Origin of the sequence: Streptomyces albireticuli (genome assembly GCF_021228125.1) — a bacterium.
GTDB lineage: Bacteria > Actinomycetota > Actinomycetes > Streptomycetales > Streptomycetaceae > Streptomyces > Streptomyces albireticuli.
Window position 1 is genome coordinate 288,816 of sequence record NZ_JAJQQS010000007.1, and the last position, 23,764, is coordinate 312,579.

At 71.7% G+C, this 23,764-nt stretch carries 19 protein-coding genes; 13 read left to right on the forward strand and 6 right to left on the reverse strand.

Annotation, left to right across the window (positions count from 1 at the left end; translation table 11 throughout):
* Positions 1-637 precede the first annotated feature (637 nt).
* Positions 638-1,228: a malonic semialdehyde reductase gene (locus LUZ64_RS16250; RefSeq protein ID WP_095583547.1), complete on the forward strand. Its 591-nt coding sequence runs from the start codon at positions 638-640 to the stop codon at positions 1,226-1,228.
* 105 nt (positions 1,229-1,333) lie between these two features.
* On the opposite strand, the gene LUZ64_RS16255 is transcribed toward LUZ64_RS16250, so the two are convergent.
* Complete coding sequence (locus LUZ64_RS16255) at positions 1,334-1,939, reverse strand: DUF4245 domain-containing protein (protein WP_232390273.1); 606 nt, start codon at positions 1,937-1,939, stop codon at positions 1,334-1,336.
* Positions 1,940-2,138: 199 nt separating this feature from the next.
* Here LUZ64_RS16255 and glpX point away from each other — a divergent pair, with 199 nt between their 5' ends.
* Positions 2,139-3,170: a class II fructose-bisphosphatase gene (gene glpX, locus LUZ64_RS16260; protein WP_095583548.1), complete on the forward strand. Its 1,032-nt coding sequence runs from the start codon at positions 2,139-2,141 to the stop codon at positions 3,168-3,170.
* Between the two features lie 156 nt (positions 3,171-3,326).
* Here the strand turns inward: glpX and LUZ64_RS16265 are convergent, their stop codons facing one another.
* Positions 3,327-3,683: a WhiB family transcriptional regulator gene (locus LUZ64_RS16265; protein ID WP_087926479.1), complete on the reverse strand. Its 357-nt coding sequence runs from the start codon at positions 3,681-3,683 to the stop codon at positions 3,327-3,329.
* 180 nt (positions 3,684-3,863) lie between these two features.
* On the reverse strand, positions 3,864-4,556 hold the full coding sequence (locus tag LUZ64_RS16270; RefSeq protein WP_095583549.1) for a DUF1707 SHOCT-like domain-containing protein: 693 nt from the start codon (positions 4,554-4,556) through the stop codon (positions 3,864-3,866).
* A gap of 157 nt (positions 4,557-4,713) precedes the next feature.
* Here LUZ64_RS16270 and LUZ64_RS16275 point away from each other — a divergent pair, with 157 nt between their 5' ends.
* The gene (locus tag LUZ64_RS16275; protein ID WP_095583550.1) at positions 4,714-6,390 is read left to right on the forward strand and encodes a fumarate hydratase; all 1,677 of its coding nucleotides are present in this window, start codon (positions 4,714-4,716) and stop codon (positions 6,388-6,390) included.
* A gap of 168 nt (positions 6,391-6,558) precedes the next feature.
* On the opposite strand, the gene LUZ64_RS16280 is transcribed toward LUZ64_RS16275, so the two are convergent.
* Positions 6,559-8,085: a ricin-type beta-trefoil lectin domain protein gene (locus tag LUZ64_RS16280; RefSeq protein ID WP_095583551.1), complete on the reverse strand. Its 1,527-nt coding sequence runs from the start codon at positions 8,083-8,085 to the stop codon at positions 6,559-6,561.
* A gap of 109 nt (positions 8,086-8,194) precedes the next feature.
* Here LUZ64_RS16280 and LUZ64_RS16285 point away from each other — a divergent pair, with 109 nt between their 5' ends.
* The 5 genes from LUZ64_RS16285 (at position 8,195) to LUZ64_RS16305 (ending at position 15,124) form a co-directional block, all read left to right on the forward strand.
* The gene (locus tag LUZ64_RS16285) at positions 8,195-9,589 is read left to right on the forward strand and encodes a class II fumarate hydratase (RefSeq protein WP_095583552.1); all 1,395 of its coding nucleotides are present in this window, start codon (positions 8,195-8,197) and stop codon (positions 9,587-9,589) included.
* 139 nt (positions 9,590-9,728) lie between these two features.
* Entirely contained in the window at positions 9,729-10,415 is a 687-nt protein-coding gene (fomD, locus tag LUZ64_RS16290) for a cytidylyl-2-hydroxypropylphosphonate hydrolase (protein WP_095581082.1), read from the forward strand.
* A gap of 137 nt (positions 10,416-10,552) precedes the next feature.
* A complete protein-coding gene (locus tag LUZ64_RS16295) occupies positions 10,553-11,227 on the forward strand; it encodes a class I SAM-dependent DNA methyltransferase (RefSeq protein WP_095581083.1) in 675 nt (224 codons plus the stop codon).
* Positions 11,228-11,283: 56 nt separating this feature from the next.
* Positions 11,284-13,488: an ATP-binding SpoIIE family protein phosphatase gene (locus LUZ64_RS16300; RefSeq protein ID WP_232390260.1), complete on the forward strand. Its 2,205-nt coding sequence runs from the start codon at positions 11,284-11,286 to the stop codon at positions 13,486-13,488.
* Between the two features lie 172 nt (positions 13,489-13,660).
* Entirely contained in the window at positions 13,661-15,124 is a 1,464-nt protein-coding gene (locus tag LUZ64_RS16305; RefSeq protein WP_095584903.1) for a catalase, read from the forward strand.
* Between the two features lie 94 nt (positions 15,125-15,218).
* Here LUZ64_RS16305 and LUZ64_RS16310 read toward each other — a convergent pair whose 3' ends face one another.
* Entirely contained in the window at positions 15,219-17,486 is a 2,268-nt protein-coding gene (locus LUZ64_RS16310; protein ID WP_095584902.1) for a transglycosylase domain-containing protein, read from the reverse strand.
* 260 nt (positions 17,487-17,746) lie between these two features.
* Here LUZ64_RS16310 and LUZ64_RS16315 point away from each other — a divergent pair, with 260 nt between their 5' ends.
* The 3 genes from LUZ64_RS16315 (at position 17,747) to LUZ64_RS16325 (ending at position 21,447) form a co-directional block, all read left to right on the forward strand.
* Positions 17,747-18,703 carry an SPFH domain-containing protein gene (locus tag LUZ64_RS16315; protein ID WP_095584901.1) on the forward strand — a complete coding sequence of 319 codons (957 nt, stop codon included), beginning with the start codon at positions 17,747-17,749 and terminating at the stop codon, positions 18,701-18,703.
* Positions 18,700-18,948 (forward strand): type II toxin-antitoxin system antitoxin, encoded by a 249-nt coding sequence (locus LUZ64_RS16320; RefSeq protein WP_095584900.1) that lies wholly within the window; start codon positions 18,700-18,702, stop codon positions 18,946-18,948. Before LUZ64_RS16315 ends, LUZ64_RS16320 begins: the two co-directional genes overlap by 4 nt.
* A 129-nt stretch (positions 18,949-19,077) precedes the next feature.
* Complete coding sequence (locus LUZ64_RS16325) at positions 19,078-21,447, forward strand: ABC transporter permease (protein WP_095584899.1); 2,370 nt, start codon at positions 19,078-19,080, stop codon at positions 21,445-21,447.
* Between the two features lie 76 nt (positions 21,448-21,523).
* Here LUZ64_RS16325 and LUZ64_RS16330 read toward each other — a convergent pair whose 3' ends face one another.
* Entirely contained in the window at positions 21,524-22,528 is a 1,005-nt protein-coding gene (locus LUZ64_RS16330) for a hydrogen peroxide-inducible genes activator (RefSeq protein WP_095584898.1), read from the reverse strand.
* 133 nt (positions 22,529-22,661) lie between these two features.
* Between LUZ64_RS16330 and LUZ64_RS16335 the strand changes: the two genes are divergently transcribed.
* Together LUZ64_RS16335 and LUZ64_RS16340 are read left to right on the forward strand one after the other, a co-directional pair.
* Positions 22,662-23,216 (forward strand): peroxiredoxin, encoded by a 555-nt coding sequence (locus LUZ64_RS16335; RefSeq protein ID WP_095584897.1) that lies wholly within the window; start codon positions 22,662-22,664, stop codon positions 23,214-23,216.
* Between the two features lie 4 nt (positions 23,217-23,220).
* Positions 23,221-23,754 carry an alkyl hydroperoxide reductase gene (locus LUZ64_RS16340; protein ID WP_095584896.1) on the forward strand — a complete coding sequence of 178 codons (534 nt, stop codon included), beginning with the start codon at positions 23,221-23,223 and terminating at the stop codon, positions 23,752-23,754.
* Positions 23,755-23,764 lie beyond the last annotated feature (10 nt).

The following is a 23,764-nucleotide window of genomic DNA, read 5'->3' on the forward strand; positions in this document are numbered from 1 at the left end:
CCCGGCCCCACCCCTTCCCGCGGCGTCCGACGCGCGGCTCCGCCGCGTAGGGCACCTCGGGCGGGGCTCCACCCCGGACCACGGACGCCGGACGAGCCCCTGCCCGTAGTCCGGCGTCAGCGCGTCAGCGCGTCAGCGCATCCGGCGGGGCTGTTCCCCAGTCCTGCCCCCACCCACTGCATCCGATGCGCGGCTCCGCCACGTGGCGTGGCGGGACTCCGCCCCGAACCCGGACCACGAACGCCGGACGGGCCCTTGCGGCGCGTCCGGCGTTCGCGCGTCCGGCGGAGCCTTTCCCCTACCCGCCCCTTCCCGAAACCGGGGAGCTCCCCGGACCCCCGTTCCGCGCTGACGCGCGGTGGCCTCAAACGCCGGCCGGGCTGAATCCGCCCGGCTCCGGGCACCAATCAGCCCGTCCGGCAATTGAGGACCGGGGTCCGGGGCGGAGCCCCGGCATCGGGAAGGGGCGGGTAGGGGACAGAGCCCCGCGCCGCGGCACCCCCACCCCGGCAGCTCACCCCGGCACCCACCCCACCCGTGAGCCGCCCCACACCCCCTTTGGTTGAACTTTCATCTATCTCGCGTACAGTGGACGACATCAGCACAACCCTCTGCACGTAATAGAAGGTGTTTCCTCATGACTCTCGCCCTCGACCCCACCGCCCAGGACCTCCTCTTCCGCGAGGCCCGCACCGCCAACACCTTCTCCGCCGAACCGGTGACCGACGAGCAGATCCAGGCCGTCTACGACCTGGTCAAGTACGCCCCGACCGCCTTCAACCAGTCGCCGCTGCGCGTCGTCCTCGTCCGCTCCGAGGAGGCCCGCGAGCGCCTGGTGGGTCACATGGCCGAGGGCAACCAGGCCAAGACCCGCACCGCGCCGCTGGTCGCGATCCTCGCCACGGACAACGAGTTCCACGAGGAGCTGCCGGCGCTGTTCCCGCACTTCCCGCAGGCCAAGGACGTGTTCTTCGCCGAGCGTCCGGTCCGTGAGCAGTCGGCCGCGCTCAACGGCGCGCTCCAGGCCGCGTACTTCATCATGGGCGTCCGCGCCGCCGGCCTGGCCGCGGGCCCGATGACCGGCTTCGACTTCGCGGGCGTCCAGAAGGAGTTCCTGGACGGCGACCACACCCCGCTGATGATCGTGAACATCGGCAAGCCGGGCGAGAACCCCTGGTTCCCCCGCTCGCCGCGCCTCTCCTACGAGCAGGTCGTCACGACCGTCTGACGGACGGGACACCCGTAGCGACGAGAACGGCCCGTCCACCCCGGAGCACCGGGGCGGACGGGCCGTTCCGCCGTGAACACGCGAGCACAGGAACACAGAGGCCGATCAGGCCTTCCCGGCCCCTTCCGGCTGGTTCTTCTTACCCGCTTCTTCCGGCAGGGCCTTCTTCTCCGCCTTCAGCGCCGCCGCCATCTCCCCGAGCCGCTCGTACGAGGCCGTCCCGGTGACCACCGTCGTCACCCCGCGCTCCTCGCGCACCAAAGCGTTGTACTTCTCACCCGCGTAACGGCGCCAGGTGGAGTCGCCCACCTTCTGCGTCCCGCTCGTCCGCTCGGCCCGCTGACTCACCTCGTCGATGAACTCGGCCGCCGGGCCGTCGCTCTGCTCGACCGCCACGTACTCCTTCTGCGGGTCGAGGAAGCCCAGGTGCCAGAGCGAGCCCTCCTTGCCGCCCGCCCGGTACGAGACCGAGGTCGCGCGCCACCCCTCGGCCAGCCCCTCGGGCGCCGCGACGGCGTACGGCGCGGCGCGCCGGGCCGTGTCGAGCTCCACGCGGTAGCCGACCGTCTTCACCGGGTCGTTGCTTTCGTCGTGCGGAATGAAGACATAGCTCACGAAGGCCACGGGGACCACCACCGCGAGCGAGAGCATCATGTTCCGAACGGTCTGCGCCTTTGCACTCCTAGCTGCCACCCCACCATCGTCCACCATGGCCCGTCCGATCTTGACGCCGGAGGGGGGTGCGCCGCGCACGGGCCTCCCGGGCGCCGTGAACCTTGATGACGCTCATGCGTGGGGCGCCCTGCTCACTCTCGCAGTAAGCAGATAAAGTCATCAGCACCCTCACCCTCTGCCCCGCCAAGGGGACGAGGGGCCCCACGGCCGTCGCCGTACAGAAAGGTGCGCTCCGATGACCGATCATCACCTGCCGTCCCCGCTGGAAGTCAGCCCCGAGGCCCCCGACCGGAACCTCGCCCTGGAGCTCGTCCGGGTCACCGAGGCCGGCGCCATGGCGTCGGGCCGCTGGGTCGGTCGCGGCGACAAGAACGGCGCGGACGGCGCCGCGGTCAAGGCCATGCGCGCCCTCATCGGCACCGTCTCCATGAACGGTGTCGTCGTCATCGGCGAGGGCGAGAAGGACAACGCCCCCATGCTCTACAACGGTGAGCGCGTGGGCGACGGGACCGGCGCCGAGTGCGACGTCGCCGTGGACCCGGTGGACGGCACCACCCTCACCGCCAAGGGCATGGCCAACGCGGTCTCCGTGATGGCCGTCGCCGACCGCGGCTCCATGTTCGACCCGTCCGCGGTCTTCTACATGGACAAGCTGGTCACCGGCCCCGAGGCCGCCGACTACGTCGACATCGACGCCCCGGTGGCCGTCAACATCCGGCGCGTCGCGAAGGCCAAGCACTCCTCCCCCGAGGACGTCACGGTCGTCGTCCTGGACCGTCCCCGCCACGACGGGATCGTCAAGGAGATCCGCGAAGCCGGCGCCCGCATCAAGTTCATCTCCGACGGTGACGTGGCCGGCGCGATCATGGCCGTGCGCGAGGGCACGGGCATCGACCTGCTGCTCGGCGTCGGCGGTACGCCCGAGGGCATCATCGCGGCCTGCGCGATCAAGTGCCTCGGCGGCACCATCCAGGCGAAGCTGTGGCCCAAGGACGACGAGGAGCGCGAGCGCGCCCTGGCCGCCGGTCACGACCTCGACAAGGTCCTGCACACCGACGACCTCGTCCGCGGTGACAACGTCTTCTTCGTCGCCACCGGCATCACCGACGGCGAGCTGCTGCGCGGGGTGCGCTACCGCGCGGAGACCGCGACCACGCAGTCGCTCGTCATGCGGTCCAAGTCGGGCACGATCCGGCAGATCGACTCCACGCACCGGCTGTCCAAGCTGCGCGCGTACAGCACGGTGGACTTCGAGCGCCCCAGCTGACGCCCGGGGGCGCCTTTCCCGCTCCACGCACCGGCTCCGACCGGCCGGCCTCGGTCACCGGACGGGCCGGGAGCGGCCGGTCCCGGCCGGTCTCGGCCCGTCCGTGTGCCGCGAGCGCGGAACCGTGCGCCCCGGACGGACCCGGGCCCGCACGGCTCAGCCCGCTGCGGCGATACGCGTCGTGCGCGCCAGCTCGGCCTCGCGGCGCCGCCGGCGGGCGAGCACCACCCGGCGCTCGGCCGCGGTGAGACCGCCCCACACCCCGTAGGGCTCCGGCTGGAGCAGGGCGTGCTCCCGGCATTCGACCATCACGGGGCAGCGGGCGCAGACCCGCTTGGCGGCCTCCTCACGGGAAAGCCGCGCGGCCGTGGGTTCCTTGGATGGTGCGAAGAACAGCCCGGCTTCATCCCGGCGGCACACCGCCTCCGAATGCCAGGGGCCGGCCTGATCCCTGGCGGAAATCCGCTGGGACGGTACGGCGGCTTCCTGCAGGGGCTGATGCGGTAGCAGCACGGTCTACTCCTGACGACGGCTTTGCTGGGCCGATTGAGTCACCTTTGCCCGCCTCCACTGCGCACGGCCATTCGCACCGGCAGCCGTACGAGAGACGATGCACCAAGCTTTACCCGCTGTGCGCGTGCTTATTCACACCGTTGCCATGAGCGGAACGCCGTCAGCCGCCGCCGGGCGCGATCAGCCCGCCGCGCGGAGGTTCTTGAGCCGCTTGCCCCGCCGGGGTTTGGCCTCCACTCCGCCGAAGAACGCGAAGCCGGTGACGGAGACGACCGGGGCGTCGGGGTCCGGCGCCTCCTGGGTACGGACGTCGAAGCCACCGAAGACGCCGCCTCCCGTGGTGCGCAGCGTGACGTTCTCGGGGACCTTGATGTCGACGCCGCCGAACACCGCGACCGCGTGGACGACGATCTCCCGGCGCTCGAAGACCGCCTCCGTCAGGTCGATCTCGACCCCGCCGAACAGCGCGAGGGCGTTGGTCCGGCACGGCACCCGCCAGCGGCCCTTGCGGCCGGCGCCGCCGAAGACGGCGACCAGGTTCTCCGTGCTCCCGGGGCCCTCCGGGCCCGCGCCGCCGGGGCGGGCCGCGTCGTGCCCGTACGGGCGCGGGTGGGCCGGGGCGGCCCCGCGGCCGACGTCCGGGCCGGCTCCGCCCGCGCGGGGCAGGTCGGCGACGAGCGGCTCCAGCTCCCCGAGCGTCCGGGCCGCGTAGGCGGCGCCGATCCGCTCGCCGTGCTCCTCCGCGGTGAGGCGGCCCTCGGCCAGGGCCTCGCGCAGGATGTCCGCGATCCGGTCGCGGTCGGCGTCGGAGGCGCGGAGCCCGGGCGCGCCGGACCCCGCCACGGGCCGTTTCTCGAACGATGGCTTGTCCACGACAGCAGCGTAGCGAAACGCGATAGATCGCGACCAGGGGAAAGTCGAGATGTACTGAGCCTTACCTCACAAGCCCGGACGCACGGCGGCCGCCTACGCTTGAGACGCGCTGCCGAAGGTGCCAGCCGAAGCCACTGTCGAGTGAGGAATCGCCGCAATGTCTGCCCCGTCTGAGTTCGCCTATACCGACCTCCTGCCCCTGGGCGAGGACCACACTCCGTACCGCCTGGTCACCTCCGAGGGCGTGTCCACCTTCGAGGCCGACGGCCGTACGTTCCTCAAGGTCGAGCCGGAGGCGCTGCGGAAGCTGGCCGCCGAGGCGATGCACGACATCTCGCACTACCTGCGGCCCGCGCACCTCGCGCAGCTGCGCCGCATCCTCGACGACCCCGAGGCGTCCGCGAACGACCGCTTCGTCGCCCTCGACCTGCTGAAGAACGCCAACATCGCCGCCGCCGGCGTGCTCCCGATGTGCCAGGACACCGGCACCGCCATCGTGATGGGCAAGCGCGGCCAGAACGTCCTCACCGAGGGCCAGGACGAGAAGGCGCTCTCGCACGGCATCTTCGACGCCTACACCGAGCTCAACCTGCGCTACTCGCAGATGGCCCCGCTGACCATGTGGGACGAGAAGAACACCGGCTCCAACCTGCCCGCGCAGATCGAGCTCTACGCCACCGACGGCGGCGCGTACAAATTCCTCTTCATGGCCAAGGGCGGCGGCTCGGCCAACAAGTCCTTCCTCTACCAGGAGACGAAGGCGGTCCTCAACGAGGGCTCCATGATGAAGTTCCTGGAGGAGAAGATCCGCTCGCTGGGCACCGCCGCGTGCCCGCCGTACCACCTGGCGATCGTCGTCGGCGGCACCTCCGCCGAGTACGCCCTGAAGACCGCCAAGTACGCCTCCGCGCACTACCTCGACGAGCTGCCCGAGGAGGGCTCCCCGCTCGGCCACGGCTTCCGTGACAAGGAGCTGGAGGAGAAGGTCTTCGAGCTGACGCAGAAGATCGGCATCGGCGCCCAGTTCGGCGGCAAGTACTTCTGCCACGACGTGCGCGTGGTCCGCCTGCCGCGGCACGGCGCGTCCTGCCCGGTGGCCATCGCGGTCTCCTGCTCCGCCGACCGCCAGGCGCTCGCCAAGATCACGCCCGAGGGCGTCTTCCTGGAGCAGCTGGAGACGGACCCGGCGCGCTTCCTGCCGGACACCACCGACGAGCAGCTGACCGAGGGCGCGGGCGCCGACCTCGACGCGGTCGCCGTCGACCTGGACCGGCCGATGGACGAGATCCTCGCGGAGCTGACCAAGCACCCGGTCAAGACCCGGCTCTCGCTGACCGGCACGCTCGTCGTGGCCCGTGACATCGCACATGCGAAGATCAAGGAGCTGCTGGACTCGGGCGCTCCGATGCCCGACTACCTCAAGAACCACCCGGTCTACTACGCGGGCCCGGCCAAGACCCCCGAGGGCTACGCCTCCGGTTCCTTCGGCCCGACGACGGCCGGCCGCATGGACTCCTACGTCGAGCAGTTCCAGGCCGCGGGCGGCTCCAAGGTGATGCTCGCCAAGGGCAACCGCTCCTCGCAGGTCACCAGCGCGTGCAAGGAGCACGGCGGCTTCTACCTGGGCTCGATCGGCGGCCCGGCGGCGCGGCTGGCGCAGGACTGCATCAAGAAGGTCGAGGTCCTGGAGTACGAGGAGCTGGGCATGGAGGCGGTCTGGCGGATCGAGGTCGAGGACTTCCCAGCGTTCATCGTGGTGGACGACAAGGGGAACGACTTCTTCGTGGATCCGGCGCCGGCGCCGACGTTCACGAGCATTCCGGTGCGGCGGTAGTAGCCCCGCGGGCGGCTTTCCGAACCGGGGCTCCGCCCCGGACCCCGGTCCTCAATCGCCGGACGGGCTGAAATTCAGCCCGTCCGGCGATTGAGGACACCGCGCGTCAGCGCGGAAAAGGGGGCCCGGGGGCGAAGCCCCCGGTTTCGGGAAGGGGCGGGGTGGGGGCTACGCGAAGCGCTGCGACGCCGAGCCGTCACACTTCTGCAGCCGCACGGGATCCTTCGCCGACCCCAGCGTCAGGCAGAGTCCCTGCGCCGCGGCGGGCCGGAACACGCCACCGGCCGTCACGAACTTCTGGTTCCCCCCGCCGTGGCAGTTCCACAACACCACAGCCGCCCCCGCCGCGTACTTCCCCTCCGGCACGTCGACGCACCGGTCGTGGGAGAGCGCCGTGCGCAGCGCGCCCGTGGCCGTGTCGTACGACCACTCCTGGTTGCGGTTCCCGGTGCAGTCCCAGCCGCCGATCGCGGTGCCGTTGCGGCTGGCCGCCCCGTACGCGTCGACGCAGGTGCCCGTCGCCCCGCCCTTCAGCGGGCGGAAGGAGTCGTCCCAGGCGCCCTCGCGCAGTACGGGCGTCCCCGTGCTGCCCGGGTCGGCGCAGCCCGCCTCGCGGTAGCCGGCGCGGTAGAGCTGGCTGAGGCAGGACGCGAAGGCCCCGTGCCCGCGCTGGTTGGGGTGGAAGGACTGGCGGACGGAGTTGGAGTCCGGCGGGAACGGGTTCGTCACGTCGACGTAGAGGCCGCGGGCCCAGGTGTCGTCCGCGCACACCTCGTGGCCGTGGAAGAGGCGGGAGTTGTCGAGGTAGGTCGCGCCGGTGCGGCGGGCCGCCTCGCGCATGCCGCGCTCGAAGGCGGGGACGGCGGTGTTACGGCCCCAGCCGGCGTCGGAGGTGTAGCCGACGCAGCCGCCGGCGAGCTTGCCCGGGAACTTCGGGTTGTCCTCGAAGTCGGGGCCGATGGGGCTGGGGTAGCCCATGACGACGAGCCGGTAGTCGGTGTCGGCGTAGCCCGCGCCGGTCATGACGGCCCGTAGGTCCCGCACGGTCTGCTCGACCTTGGGCACGAGGCCGTCGACGCGGGCCTGCCAGCCGGGGGCGTACTTGGGCTCGCAGGTGCCCTGGAGGGTGAGGTAGCGGGTGACGCAGTCGGTCATCACGGGGCCGAACTGGAGGTCGTCGTTGGCGCCGGCGACGAGCAGCACCAGCTTGACGCGGGTGTTGCGGGCCTTGACGGCGAGGTTGTCGCTCTGGACCAGCTCGTCCGCGTACTGCTTGCTGCCGCCGGCCCGGATGTTGTAGGTGGCGGCGCCGGAACAGGCCACGTTGTAGGTGACGTCGGCGGGGATGGTGGTGCGGTGGATGGCGGCGTCGGGCGAGCGGTGGCACCAGTTGGCGGGCCCGTTGGTGCCGGGTTCGTAGGTGCCGACGCCCTCGCCGGAGATCTCGCTGTCGCCGAGCGAGACGAGGGAGGTCTTGCGCTGGTCGAGGGGGCGTTCGGCGGCGTCGCCGTAGAGCTTGACGGACTCGGCGGCGCGGATCTTCTCCAGCTCGGGCGTGAGGGGCGCGAGAGGGGGTGAGGCGGTGGTGCGGGTCTGGGCCTGGGCGGTGGGGCCGATCGCGGCCGTGCCGCCGAACGCCGCGGCGAGCGCGGCGACGGCGGCGAGGGTACAGCGCAGGGTGGGTCTGCGTGTCATGGTGCCTCCCCGGTTTCTTTTGTTACCCGCGGTATTTACTAGTCGGTAGGTACTTTTGGGAACACGGTGAACCAGACAAACGCTGTTGTTTGTCAGGAGGTAAGTGACGATGACCGACAGCGAGCAGTACCGGATCGAGCACGACTCGATGGGTGAGGTCCGGGTCCCGGCCCACGCCAAGTGGCGTGCCCAGACCCAGCGGGCCGTGGAGAACTTCCCGATCAGCGGCCAGCGGCTGGAGCGCGCGCACATCGCGGCACTGGCCCGGATCAAGGGGGCCGCCGCCAAGGTCAACGCCGAGCTGGGCGTGGTCGACAAGGACATCGCGGAGGCCGTCGCCGCCGCGGCCGAGGAGGTCGCGGAGGGCCGCTGGGACGACCACTTCCCCGTCGACGTCTTCCAGACCGGCTCCGGCACGTCCTCGAACATGAACACCAACGAGGTCCTCGCCACCCTCGCCACCGAGCGCCTCGGCCGGGACGTGCACCCCAACGACCACGTCAACGCCTCGCAGAGCTCCAACGACGTGTTCCCGTCCAGCATCCACATCGCCGCCACCGCGGCCGTCACCGGCGATCTGATCCCGGCCCTGGAGCACCTGGCCGCGTCCCTGGAGCGCAAGGCCGAGGAGTTCTCACAGGTCGTCAAGTCCGGTCGTACGCACCTGATGGACGCCACGCCCGTGACGCTCGGTCAGGAATTCGGCGGGTACGCGGCCCAGATCCGCTACGGCGTGGAGCGGCTGCGCTCCGCCCTGCCGCGGCTCGCCGAACTGCCCCTCGGTGGTACGGCCGTGGGCACCGGCATCAACACCCCGCCCGGCTTCCCGGCGGCCGTCATCGCCGAGGTGGCCCGCGCCACCGGGCTGCCGCTGACCGAGGCCCGCGATCACTTCGAGGCCCAGGGCGCCCGTGACGGCCTGGTGGAGACCAGCGGCCAGCTGCGGACGATCGCGGTCGGCCTCACCAAGATCGCCAACGATCTGCGCTGGATGTCCTCCGGCCCGCGCACCGGCCTGGCCGAGATCAACCTCCCCGACCTCCAGCCGGGCTCCTCGATCATGCCCGGCAAGGTCAACCCGGTCGTCCCCGAGGCCGTCCTGATGGTGGCCGCCCAGGTCACCGGGAACGACGCGACCGTGGCCACGGCGGGCGCGGCCGGGAACTTCGAGCTCAATGTGATGCTCCCGGTGATGGCCAAGAACCTCCTCGAATCGGTGCGGCTGCTCGCCAACGCCTCCCGGCTGCTCGCCGACCGCACCGTCGACGGCGTCACCGCCAACGCCGAGCGCGCCCGCGAGTACGCGGAGTCCTCGCCGTCGGTCGTCACCCCGCTCAACCGCTACATCGGCTACGAGGAGGCCGCCAAGGTGGCCAAGAAGTCCCTCGCCGAGCGGAAGACGATCCGCGAGGTGGTCCTCGAATCGGGCTACGTCGACCGCGGGCTGCTGACGCTGGAACAGCTCGACGAGGCGCTGGACGTGCTGCGGATGACCCGCCCGTAACCCGCCCCCGGCCCACCCCCACGCCGCCCGCGGCCGGGGCGCGCCCCCTCGGCACCCGTGCCCGGGGACGCGCCCTGGACCGTACCTTTTGCGGCGCACGTCACGGCGCATCCCCGGCCCGGGCACCTAGGATCTGCGCATGACAGCGGACACGGTGGACACCACGGGCACGGCCGGCACCGCCCCTTGGGCGCCGGGGGACCATATCCTCTGGCGCTACCGGGGCAATGGCAGCGACCAGGTGCACATCTGCCGCCCCGTCACCGTCGTCCAGGACACCGACGACCTGCTGGCCGTGTGGATGGCCCCGGGCACGGACTGCGTCAAGCCGCTGCTGGCCGATGGCACCCCCATCCACAAGGAGCCGCTCGCCACCCGCTACACCCGGCCGCGCACCACCGTCGTCGACCGCTGGCACGGCACGGGCGTCCTCAAGCTCGCCCGGCCCGGCGAGGCCTGGTCGGTCTGGCTGTTCTGGGACGCGGGCTGGCGCTTCAAGAACTGGTACGTCAACCTCGAGGAGCCCCTCGCCCGCTGGGCCGGCGGCGTGGACTCCGAGGACCACTACCTCGACATCGCCGTCTACCCGGACCGCCGTTGGGAGTGGAAGGACGAGGACGAGTTCGCCCAGGCGCAGCGCGTCGGCCTGATGCCCGCCGAGCAGGCCGCGCGGGTGCGGGCCGCCGGGCACGACGCCGTCCGGCGCATCGAGGAATGGGCCGCTCCGTTCGCCGCGGGCTGGGAGGACTGGCGGCCGGATCCCGCCTGGGCCGTGCCGGCCCTCCCGGCCGACTGGGACCGCGTCCCGGTCCGGGTCCGGAGCTGAACCTCCGGAACCGCTTGGCGGCCCCCCACGGGGCAACCGTAGGATCGGCCTCCGCGATACTGCACAGCAGCACGGCACGAACAGAGCACGGCATGTGACACACGTTCACAGCCGAAGGTCACAGAGAGGGCGGAGCCGTGAGCGGTGACGACCAGCGGGACTACGACGGCTACGCCCGCTTAGGGCTGGACCGCAGTGGTCAGGCCGAGGCCTTCGACAGCATCGGCGACCGCTACGACGAGGCGTTCCCGCACAAGGAGGGCCAGCTCGACGCGGGCTCCTGGCTCGCGGACGCGCTGCCGCCCGGCTCCCGGATCCTCGACCTCGGCTGCGGTACGGGCCTGCCGACGGCCCTGCAGCTGAGCGACGCGGGCCATCAGGTCGTGGGCGTCGACATCTCGCCCGGCATGCTCGACCTGGCCCGCGGCAACGTCCCCAAGGCGGAGTTCCGCCTGGCGGACCTGGCCGACCTGCGGGACGGGCGGCTGGGTGTCTTCGACGGCGTCGCCGCGTTCTTCGCCCTGCTGATGCTGCCCCGCGCGGAGATCCCGCACGCGCTGCGGATGCTGCACGACCTGCTGAGACCCGGGGGGCTGCTGGCCCTGTCGATGGTCGAGGCCGACGTGGACGACTTCGCGATCCCGTTCCTGGGCAACACGATCCGGGTATCCGGATATCTGCGGGAGGAACTGCGCCAGGTCGTGTGCGAAGCGGGTTTCGAGATCGCCGGGGAGAACTCGCTGGCGTACGCCCCGGCGAGTACGGACGTACCACCCGAGATCCAGCTCTTCCTCAATCTGCGACGCGCCTGACCCACGGTGCGCCCTCTGCGACTGGGCGTACGGCCCCGACGGATGGAACCCCACGCGTGACGGAGCATCCCAACTCCCACGGACGACAGCGGACCGCGGCGGTGCGACAGCCCGCCCCGCCCGGCACCGTGCCCGGCGTGCCCGCGCCCGTGCCCGGACCCGACGCCGCCACCGCCCGCCTGCCCCGGCAGCCCGGCGGCGGTGGCGGCTGCGCCGCGCCCGGCGCCGAGGCCCCGCGCGAGCGGAGCCGCGCCGAGGCGCACCCCGAACCGGCCGGGCGCCCGGGCGGCGACGCCCACGGAGCCACCCCGGCACGCGAGGGCCCCGGACGGACGGGCCGGACGGACGGTCAGGCGGGCGCCACCGGGGCCGTGGGCGGGGCCGGTGAGGCCGACGGCGCACCCGGGGCCCCCGGGGCACCGGCGACCCCCGGGACCGCCTCAGCGGGCCGTACGGACGGTTCCGTCCCGGGCGGCGCGGACGGCGGCGGGCCGGCCGCCACGTCCCCCACGGCGGCCGGGGCCACCGGCGGCGAGCGGCTGCGCTTCGTCGGCGCGGCCACCCGGCGGATCGCGCGCGGCATCGACCTGGACGAGATCGTGCTCGGCCTGTGCCGGGCCACCGTGCCCACTTTCGCCGACGCGATCCTGGTCTACCTCCGTGACCCGCTGCCGGTGGGCGACGAGCGACCGGTGGGCCCCGTCGTGCTGCGGCTGCGCCGCACCGACCAGCTGCCCGAGCACGTGCGCGGCCTGGGCGAGCCGGTCGGCGGCGCCTTCGCGGCCCCCGCGGAGGCCGCGCCCGACCGCTCCGACCCGGCCACCGACCTGGCGGGCGCCGCGGCCGAGCGCTGCGAGGTGCGCATAGGGGGGCCGCTCGCGGAGGTGCTGCGAGGGGTCAGACCCGTCTTCGGCGACTCCTCCGCCGCGCGGGCGGCGCTCCCGGAACTGCTGGGCGAGGGCCGGTGCGTCCCGGACCGGCACCGGACGATCCTCGCGCCGCTGCGCGGGCGGCGCCGGGTGATCGGGGCCGCGGTCTTCATACGCCGTGCCGACCGGCCCGCCTTCGAGGGCGACGACCTGCTGGTCGCGGCGCAGCTGGCGACGCACACGGCCCTCGGCGTCGACAAGGCGGTGCTCTACGGCCGCGAGGTCTACATCGCGGACGAGCTCCAGCGCACGATGCTCCCCGACTCCCTCCCCCAGCCGACCGGCGTCCGGCTCGCCAGCCGCTATCTGCCGGCCGCCGAGACCGCGCGGGTGGGCGGCGACTGGTACGACGCCATCCCCCTGCCGGGCAACCGGGTCGCCCTCGTGGTCGGTGACGTCATGGGCCACTCCATGACCTCCGCGGCGATCATGGGCCAGCTGCGCACCACCGCGCAGACCCTCGCGGGCCTGGACCTGCCGCCGGCCGAGGTGCTGCACCACCTGGACGAGCAGGCCCAGCGGCTGGGCTCGGACCGCATGGCGACCTGCCTCTACGCGGTCTACGACCCGGTCGCGCACCGCATCGTGATCGCCAACGCCGGGCACCCGCCGCCCATCATGCTGCACCGCGGCGGCCGCGCCGAGGTGCTGCGCGTCCCGCCGGGCGCGCCGATCGGCGTGGGCGGGGTGGACTTCGAGGCGGTGGAGCTGGACGCGCCGGCCGGGGCGACCCTGCTGCTGTACACCGACGGCCTGGTGGAGTCGCGGATAAGGGACGTGTGGACGGGCATAGAGCAGCTGCGCGAGCGGCTGATCGAGACGGCCCGGCTGACGGGCCCGAACCCGCCGCCGCTGGAGCCGCTGTGCGACGAGGTGCTCGGCATGCTCGGCCCGGGCGACCGGGACGACGACATCGCCCTGCTCGCGGCCCGCTTCGAGGGGATCGCGCCCAGCGACGTGGCGTACTGGTTCCTCGACCCGCGGCCGCAGACGGCCCGGCAGGCGCGCCGGCTGGCCCGCCGGGCGCTGACCCGCTGGGGCCTGGAGGAGCTGACCGACAGTGTGGAACTGCTGGTCAGCGAGGTGATCACCAATGCGGTGCGGTACGCCGAACGGCCGATAACGCTGCGCTTGCTCCGGACGGACGTCCTGCGCTGCGAGGTCGGCGACGATGTGCCGCAGCTGCCCCGGCTGCGCCAGGCCCGGCCCTCGGACGAGGGCGGGCGGGGGCTGTATCTGGTGAACCGGCTGGCCAGGCGGTGGGGGGCCACCCGGCTGTCCACCGGGAAGGTGGTGTGGTTCGAGCTGGCGCTGCCCGCGCACGCCCGGTGAGGTCCGGGGCGCCCGGCGAGGGTGTCCGGGGCGGCCCGTTCGCCCGTACGAGGTGAAATTCTGGACAGTGTCCAGACTCCTGTTGCCGACACGCTGTCGGCGGAGTTCACTGGCTCGGGTGGAGGGCGGTACGGACGCGCCCTCTCCCATCCCCCGTTCCGGGAGGCGTCCCATGACCGACTCGGCGCAGCAGACTCCTTACACCACGAACAACGCGGGAATCCCGGTGGAAAGCGATGAACACTCGCTCACCATCGGTGACACCGGCCCCATCCTGCTCCAGGACCACTACCTGATCGAGAAGATGGCCCAGTTCAACCGGGAACGGGTCCCCGAGCGGGTGGTGCACGCCAAGGGCGGCGGCGCCTACGGCTTCTTCGAGGTCACCAACGACGTCAGCCAGTTCACCAGGGCCGATCTCTTCCAGCCCGGGAAGCGCTGCGAGATGCTGGCCCGCTTCTCGACGGTCGCCGGCGAGCAGGGCAGCCCCGACACCTGGCGCGACCCGCGCGGCTTCGCCCTGAAGTTCTACACCGAACACGGCAACTACGACCTGGTCGGCAACAACACCCCGGTCTTCTTCGTCCGGGATCCGCAGAAGTTCCAGGACTTCATCCGCAGCCAGAAGCGCCACCCGCGGACCGGCCTGCGCAACAACGACATGCAGTGGGACTTCTGGACGCTGTCCCCGGAGTCGGCGCACCAGGTCACCTGGCTGATGGGCGACCGGGGCATCCCCAAGACCTGGCGCCATATGAACGGCTACAGCTCGCACACCTATATGTGGGTGAACGCCGGCGGCGAGCGGTTCTGGGTGAAGTACCACATCAAGACCGACCAGGGCATCGACTTCCTCACCCAGGCGGAGGCGGACGAGCTGGCGGGCTCGGACGCCGACAAGCACCGCCGGGACCTGTACGAGTCCATCGAGAGCGGGAACGCCCCCTCGTGGACGGTGCACGTCCAGGTCATGCCGTTCGAGGACGCGGCGGACTACCGCTTCAACCCCTTCGACCTCACCAAGGTGTGGCCGCACGGCGACTACCCGCTGATCGAGGTCGGCCGGATGACGCTGAACAAGAACCCCGAGGACTTCTTCGTCCACATCGAGCAGGCCGCGTTCGAGCCGTCCAACCTGGTGCCGGGCATCGGCCCGTCCCCGGACAAGATGCTGCTCGGGCGGCTCTTCTCCTACCCGGACACGCACCGCTACCGGATCGGCCCGAACTACGCCCAGCTGCCGCCGAACCGGCCGCACTCCCCGGTGTACTCCTACGCCAAGGACGGCCCGATGCGCTACGAGCCGTCCCGTACGGGCGCGGTGTACGCCCCGAACTCCTACGGCGGGCCGGCCGCGGACTTCGGGCGCTTCGGCGACCCGGCGGGCTGGGCGGCGGCGGGCGAGATGGTCCGCGAGGCGTACAAACTGCACCGCGAGGACGACGACTGGGGCCAGCCGGGCACGATGGTCCGCCAGGTCCTGGACGACGCCGCGCGCGACCGGCTGGTGGGCAACGTCTCCGGCCATCTGAAGCAGGGCGTCAGCAGGCCCGTCCTCGACCGGGCGCTCCAGTACTGGCGCAACATCGACAAGAAGATCGGCGACCGCATCGCCACCGAGGTCAACGGCGGCTGACGGCGGGAACGACGGGAACGACGGAAAAGGGGCGGCCGCCCGCCGCGCTTCTCGCGCGGCGGGCGGCCGCCCCTCGTGTCCGGTGCGGGCCGGGTCAGTTCTTCGGTTCCTCGCGCCCGCCGTTGGGCACCGTCCCGCCGTCGGCACCGCCGCCGCCCGTGCTGGGCGAGGGCTTGTTCGACGGGGTGGGCGGCTTCGGCGGCTTCGCGGACTGCGAGGCCGGCGGGGACGAAGGCTGCTGGGACGGCGGCTTGGAGGTGCTCGGCGTCGGCGACTGCGACTGCCGCGAGGGCGTGGCCGACGGCGTGTGCGAGGGCTGCGTGGAGGGCTGCGAGGAGGCCGGCGGGGCGGGCGGCGGGGGCACCACGGCCGCCTCGTCCGTCTCCAGGTCGAACTCGGTGTCGCCGTCCGCGGCCTCGCTCATGTAGTCGGCCCAGATCTCGGCCGGGTAGCCGCCACCGTTGATACGGCCGTCGTGGCCGCCGGTGTTGGTCAGCGGGACCTGCTTGCCGCCGGGGCCCTCACCGAACATGCCGACCGTGGTGACCAGGCCGGGGGTGTAGCCCGAGAACCACGCCGACTTGTTGTCGTCGGAGGTGCCGGTCTTGCCCGCCACCGCGTACGTCGCGTTCTGCACGACCTTGGCCGTACCGTCGTTGACCACGCCCTTGAGGATCTGCGTGACGTTGTCGGCGTTGGTGCGGTCGAGGACCTGGCTGCCGATCGGGTCGGGCATGTCCAGCTTCTGGCCGCCGTTGCGGGTGACCGAGGCGACGAGGGTCGGGGTGACCTTCTTGCCGTGGTTGGCGAGAGTGGCGTAGGCACCGGCCATCCGGAGGGGGCTCGCGCCCATGGAGCCCAGCGACATGGCGGGCACCTCCTCGAAGTTGCCGGCCTTGCCGTTCATGCCCATGTCGACGGCGGTCTTCTTGACCTTGCCGAGGCCCACGTCGACCGCCATCTGCGCGAACGCGGAGTTGATGGACTTGTTCATCGACTCCTGGACGGTCACCGGGCCGTAGCTGACGTCGTCCTCGTTCTCCGGGGCGAAGGCCGTGTCGCCGCCGCGGACGGGCCGCTTGCTGGTGCCGTCGTAGATCGTGCCGGCCGTGATGCGCTGGCCGTTCTCGTTCTTGGCCTCGTTCTGCAGCGCGGAGGCGAAGATCAGCGGCTTGAAGGTGGAGGCCGGCTGGTAGTCCTCGCGGGTGGCGTTGTTGCTGAAGTGCTTGAGGTAGTCCTGGCCGCCGTAGAGGGCCACGACCCTGCCGGTCTTGCGGTCCACCGATGCGGCGCCGACCTGGGCGTACGCGTCGACCTTGCGGGCCTGGGGATCCAGCTTGCGGGTCACCTGCTGGTAGACCGCCTTCTCCAGCTCCTTCTGCTTCGTCGGGTCGATGCTGAGCGTGATGGTCCAGCCGCCGGCCGCCAGGTCGCTCTCGCTGCGGCCCTGCGCGCGCAGCACCCGCTCGATCTCCTGCTCCGCCGCCTTGACGAGGTAGCCGTTCTGACCGCTCATGCCCTTCGGGGGCTTGGGGTCCTTCGGCACCTCGAACTTCATGTCCTTGCGCTTCTCCGCGGTGAGCCACTTCATCTCGACCATCTTGTCGAGGACGTAGTTCCAGCGGTTCTGCGCGTTCTTCTTGCCGTCGTCGGTCGCCACGGTCCAGTCGTACTGGCTCGGGGCCTGGAGCAGCGCGGCCAGGTAGGCGCCCTCTTCGAGGGTGAGCTTGTCGACGTCCTTGTTGTAGTACGCGCGGGCGGCGGCCTGGATGCCGTAGGCGTTCCGGCCGTAGTAACTGGTGTTCAGGTACCCGGCGAGGATGTCCTTCTTGTCGACCTTCTGCTGCACCTTGAGCGAGATGATCAGCTCCTTCACCTTGCGGGTGACGGTCTGCTCCTGGCTCAGGTAGGAGTTCTTGACGTACTGCTGGGTGATGGTCGAGCCACCCTGCTTGCCGCGGCCCATCACGGTGTTGAGGATGCCTCGGGCGGTGCCCTTGACGTCGACGCCGGGGTCGGTCCAGAAGTTCTTGTTCTCCGCCGCGACGACGGCGTCCTGGATGTTCTTGGGGATCTTGCTCAGAGGGACTTCCTCACGGTTGACCTGGCCCGTACGGGCCAGCACCGTGCCGTTGCTGAGCTTGTAGATGTTGCTCTGCAACTTCGTCGCCGTCTTGCTGTCGGGGACGTCGACGTACAGATAGAGCGCCACGAAGGCGCCCGCGCCGAGGGCTATCAGACCCACGAAGTAGGCGAGCAGCTTCTTCCACGTGAAGAAGCGGCGTATGCCTGTCTTCTTGGGCTTCTTGCCCTTTGTTGTGCGGGTGCTGTTCTGCGCCCGTCGCGCTTCCGCTCGGCCCATCTCTCCCGTAGCTCCACTCTGTCCGCCCCCAACCCAGCTCACGAAGCTAACACCGCAACTGTCACCAAACGCCCATCGATCAAGGCTTTGACGCACGTGACATACAGCACCCCGGATGGCGGGAACCGGGTACGGCGCAGTGCGGAAAACCGTACAGGGCGATAATGTGCTATCACTTTGCTAGACAGCCGACACCGCGCGCCGACCATCGCGCGGCCGTCGGGTACAGGTGAAATCAGCGAGGAAACAGGGGGATCGCCATGCCGGACACCATCGGCGCGGCCGACGTCGTGACGTCGGCGGACGTACCGGAGATGCCCGCGCCACAGGTGCGGGAGAAGCCGGCCCACGACATCGGCGGCGGCCTCGCCCTGCTGCTGGGGCTGGCCGGACTGCTGGCCGGCGGCGGCGCGATCGCCTGGGGGGTCGCCCTCGGCAACGCCGGGCGTACGGTCCCGTGCGCGGTGCTCGTGGCCTGCGGCATCCTGATCGGCCTCGCCTCCGTCACGGCGATGAGCGGGCTGAACACCGTCGCCCCGGGCGAGGCCCGCGTCGTCCAGCTCTTCGGCCGCTACCGCGGCACGATCCGCACCGAGGGCCTGCGTTGGGTGAACCCCTTCACCAGCCGCGAGAAGATCTCGACCCGGGTGCGCAACCACGAGACCGCCGTCCTGAAGGTCAACGACGCCTACGGCAACCCCATCGAGCTGGCCGCCGTGGTGGTCTGGCGGGTGGAGGACACCGCGCAGGCGCTGTTCGAGGTGGACGACTTCCTGGAGTTCGTCTCCACCCAGACCGAGGCGGCCGTGCGGCACATCGCCATCGAGTACCCCTATGACGCGCACGACGACGACGCGCTCTCCCTGCGCGGCAACGCCGAGGAGATCACCGAGAAGCTCGCCGTCGAGCTGCACGCCCGCGTCGAGGCCGCCGGTGTGCACATCATCGAGTCGCGGTTCACGCACCTGGCCTACGCTCCGGAGATCGCCTCCGCGATGCTTCAGCGGCAGCAGGCGGGCGCGGTCGTCGCGGCCCGGAAGCTGATCGTCGAGGGCGCGGTCGGGATGGTGGAGGAAGCCCTGGAGCGGATCAGCGAGCAGGGCTTCGTGGAGCTGGACGAGGAGCGGAAAGCGGCCATGGTGAGCAATCTGATGGTGGTGCTCTGCGGGGACCGCGCGGCGCAGCCGGTCCTCAACACGGGCACCCTCTACCAGTGACGGAGGACCTCCCGCCCGAGCGCGGGCCGCGGCGGCGCAAGCAGGTGCTGCTGCGGCTCGACCCGCTGGTCCACGACGCGCTCACGCGCTGGGCGGGCGAGGAGCTGCGCAGCGCCAACGCACAGATCGAGTTCCTGCTGCGCAAGGCGCTCGCCGAGGCCGGGCGGCTGCCGAAGGGGACGGGCGCGCTGCCCCGGCGGGGCCGCCCGCCGAAGGGTGACGGCCAGGAGCGCGACACGGACTGAGGGCGACCGAGCCGAAGCCGGGATCCGGGTCTCCGTCTCCTTTACGTTCGATTACTGAGCGAATGTTTTCAGACAACTCAAAACTCCGTCTATACATGCCGTGTATACACACCGTGTACATTCCTCGGCATGTCGATCGGACCCACAGGAACCAACCCCCGGCCCGCCGGCCCCACCGGGGTCGCCGCCTGGCTGCGGGACCTCACCACGGGCGCCCGCTTCGCCCTTACGGGCGGCCGGGACGGCCGGCTGCGCACCGCGCTCACCGCGGTGGGCGTCGGCCTCGGGGTGACGCTGCTGCTGATCGCGGCGTCCGTCCCGGAGGTGCTGTCCCAGCGGTCGCACCGGGAGACCGCGAGAGCGGTGCCCACCGAGGCTTCGGAACGGCTGGATCCGGCCGCTGACACCCTGCTGGTCCGCGCCGTCGAGACGGACTTCCGGGACAAGCCCGTCCGCGGCACGCTGGTGCGGGCGGACGGACCGGAGGCGCCCGTACCGCCCGGCCTGGACCGACTGCCCGCCCCCGGCGAGATGGCGCTCTCCCCCGCCCTGGAGCGACTGCTGAAGTCCGACGCGGGCGCGCTGCTGCGGGACCGGTTCGCCCACCGGCTCGTCGGCACGATCTCCGACGCCGGTCTCGCCGGCCCCGACGAGCTCTACTACTACATCGGCTCCGACCGGCTCGGCACGGACGCCCACGCCGTGCGCGTCGACCGCTTCGGCGACGGCGCGGACCTGCCGCCCCCGGACCCGGCGGCCCTCGTCCTGGGCGCCCTGGGCTGCGTCGTCCTGCTGATGCCGGTCGCCGTCTTCCTCGCCACCGCCGTGCGCTTCGGCGGCGGGGAGCGCGACCGGCGGCTCGCCGCGCTGCGGCTGATCGGCGCGGACGTCAGGACGATCCGGCGGATCGCCGCCGGTGAGGCACTGTGCGGCGCGCTGGCCGGGCTGGCCGTCGGCGCGTGCCTCTTCCTCTTCGTACGCCGCTTCGCGGCCGACGTCACCATCCGGGAGGCCGCGGTCTTCCCCGCCGACCTCGCCCCGAGCGCGCCCCTCACCGCGCTCGTCGCGCTCGGCGTGCCCGCCGTGGCCGTGGTCGTCACTCTTTTCGCGCTGCGCCGGGTCGCCGTGGAGCCGCTGGGCGTCACGCGCGGCGGTGCGGCCCGGCGCCGCAGGCTGTGGTGGCGGCTGCTCGTCCCGGCCGCGGGCGTCGCGCTGCTGGTGCCGGGGTTCACGGGCGCGGACCCGATGACCTACGGGATCTCGGTGGACACCTGCCGGGTCGTCGCGGGCGCGGCGCTCCTCCTGGTCGGCGTCACGGCCCTGCTGCCCTGGCTCGTCGAGCGCTGCGTGGCCCGGCTGCGGGGCGGGCCGGTGGCCTGGCAGCTGGCCGTCCGGCGGCTCCAGCTCAACAGCGGCCCGGCGGCCCGCGCGGTCAGCGGCATCACCGTCGCCGTGGCCGGGGCCATCGCGATCCAGATGTTCCTCGCCGGTACCCAGAGCGGCCCCCCGAGGCCGGAGGAGCCCAGCCACTCGGCGTTGCACGGGCAGTTCCGCCCCGGCACGGCCGCGGAGGTGCACGGCTGGGTGGACCGGCTGAAGGCCACCGAGGGCGTCACGGGCGTCACCGGGTTCGTGGAGCGCTACGCCGACAAGGAGAACGGAGGGCCCTTCTCCGTCACCACGCTCACGATCGGCGACTGCGCCACCCTGCGGGAGCTGGCCGACATCGGGGAGTGCCGGGACGGCGACACCTTCGTCGCCCAGGAGCCGGACGGCGACGTCGACACGGCCCGCCGGTTCCCGCCGGGCACCGAGCTGACCATCAAGGAGTGGGCGGAGGGGCCGTCCGCGCGCACGTTCCGCTGGACGGTCCCCACCACGGCACGCGTCGTGCCGACCCGCCCCGACGCGATCGGTGAGCACCGGTTCGGCGTGCTGGCCACGCCGTCGGCCGTCGACATCGCGAAGATCCCGGACGCGGAGACCACGTTCGGAGTGAAGGTCCGGCCCGGTGACCTGGACGCCATCGAGCGGGTCCGCAACACCGCGGCCGCCATCGACCCCGCCCTGCGGATCTGGCGGGCGGGCGGCGTGGTGAAGGACGACCACTACGCGGCCGTGCGGCAGGGCCTGCTGATCGGGGCGGTCCTCGTCCTGGCCCTGATCGGCGCGAGCATGCTCGTCAGCACGGTGGAGCAGCTGCGGGAGCGCAGGCGGCTGCTGTCCGCCCTGGTCGCCTCCGGGGTCCCCCGCTCCACCGTGGGCTGGTCGGTGCTCTGGCAGACCGCGATCCCCGTCACCCTGGGCCTGGCCCTCGCCGTCGCGGGCGGCCTGGCACTGGGCCGGGCGACCCTCGCGCTGATCGGCCGCACGGTGACGGACTGGACCGCCTTCCTGCCGCTGGTCGGGGCGGGCGCGGGCCTCATCGTGCTGGTGACGCTCGCCAGCCTGCCGCCCATGTGGCGGCTGATGCGGCCGGACGGGCTCCACACGGAGTAGGCGGACGACGTACGGGTGGGGGCGGTGCGACAAAGCACCGCCCCCACCCGTACGCACGTACGTCCATGGCCTCGCGTCAGCCCCGGAGCATCCGCACCGGAAGGCCGCGCATGGCGGCCCGCAGCGCCTCGGCGAACTGCTCGAACTCCTCCTGCCGCGCCGCGCCCGCGCGCATCGCCAGGGCGACCCTGCGCGAGGGCGCGGGGTCGGCGAAATAGCCCGTGGCCAGGTCCTCGTTGCGGTCGGCCTCGACGCGCAGCGCCGTACGCGGCAGCAGCGTGACGCCCATGCCGCCGCCGACCAGCTGGACCAGGGTCGACAGCCCGGCGGCGCTGGTCGTCACGGGCAGCCCGGCCGTGCGGCCCGCCTCCCGGCAGATGTCGAGCGCCTGGTCGCGCAGGCAGTGGCCCTCGTCCAGGAGCAGCAGGTCCAGCTCGCGCAGCGCGGCGCGCGGGATGTCCCCGCGCCCGGCCAGCCAGTGGTCACTCGGAGTGACGAGCACGAAGTCCTCGTCGAAGAGCGGGAGCTCCGTCACCCCGGGCGCGCCGAGGGGCACGGCGAGCAGCAGGAGGTCCAGCCGGCCCTGGGAGAGCCCGTCCAGCAGGGACGCGGTCTGCTCCTCGTGCACCTGGAGGTCGAGGGCCGGATAGGCGTCGTGGACCAGTCGCAGGACCGTGGGCAGCAGATAGGGCGCCACGGTCGGGATCACCCCGAGCCGGAGCACTCCGGTGAAGGGCGCGCGGGCCGCGTCGGCCTCCTCCAGCAGCTCGCCGACGGCGTCGAGGACGGTACGGGCACGGGCGGCGAGCCGCTCGCCTGCCGGGCTGAGCAGCACTTTTCTTGTCGTACGCTCAAGAAGCTGGACATCGAGCACCTCCTCCAGCGCCGAGACGGCGCCGGAGAGCGCGGGCTGGCTCATCCCTATCGCGGACGCGGCGTCGCGGAAGTGCAGGTGCTCCGCGACGGCGGCGAAGGCACGCAGCTGGGCGAGGCTGAGCTGGCGCGGCCGGGCCGGCGCGGCCTTCGTGGCACCCCCCGCGGGGCTCTGGCCGGGGTCCTTCCCCGGGGCTATGGGAGACATGACTGATAACCACCTCCGATCAACTTCCATCAGTCTAGCTATTTCCGTTATCAATGGCTCCTGTGGCAGGGTTGGTCTGTCCAACCCGAAGGAAGCTCCCGAAATGGGACGTTTCTCGTTACAAGGAGAGCGCGTGCTCACTGTCGGTGACAAGTTCCCCGAGTTCGACCTGACCGCCTGCGTCGACCTCGACGCGGACAAGGCCTTCGCGCAGATCGACAACAAGACCTACGAGGGCAAGTGGAAGGTCGTCTTCTTCTGGCCCAAGGACTTCACCTTCGTGTGCCCGACCGAGATCGCGGCCTTCGGCAAGCTGAACGACGAGTTCGCCGACCGTGACGCCCAGATCCTCGGCGTCTCCGGCGACTCCGAGTTCGTCCACCACGCCTGGCGCAAGGACCACGCCGACCTGCGTGACCTGCCCTTCCCGATGCTGGCCGACGCCAAGCACGAGCTCATGCAGGCCTGCGGCGTCGAGGGCGAGGACGGCTACGCCCAGCGCGCCGTCTTCATCGTGGACCCGAACAACGAGATCCAGTTCGTCATGGTGACCGCCGGTTCCGTCGGCCGTAACCCCAAGGAGGTCCTGCGGGTCCTCGACGCGCTGCAGACCGACGAGCTGTGCCCGTGCAACTGGAACAAGGGCGAGACGACCCTCGACCCGGTCGCGCTGCTCGCGGGCGAGTGACCCGATGGCCCTCGACGAGCTGAAGTCCGCGATACCGGACTACGCCAAGGACCTGAAGCTGAACCTCGGCTCGGTCATCGGCAACTCCGACCTTCCCCAGCAGCAGCTGTGGGGCACGGTCCTCTCCTGCGCGATCGCGACCCGTTCGCCGATCGTCCTGCGTGAGCTGGAGCCGGTGGCCAAGGAGAACCTCTCCCCCGAGGCGTACACCGCGGCCAAGTCCGCAGCGGCCATCATGGCGATGAACAACGTCTACTACCGCACCCGGCACCTGCTGTCGGACCCGGAGTACGGCAACCTGCGCGCGGGTCTGCGGATGAACGTCATCGGCAACCCCGGCGTGGAGAAGGTCGACTTCGAGCTGTGGTCCCTGGCCGTCTCCGCCATCAACGGCTGCGGCATGTGCCTCGACTCCCACGAGCAGGTGCTGCGCAAGGCCGGCGTGGAGCGCGAGACGATCCAGGAGGCGTTCAAGATCGCCTCGGTGCTGCAGGCCGTGGGCGCGACCCTCGAGGCCGAGGCCGTGCTGAACAGCTGACGGACGGCAC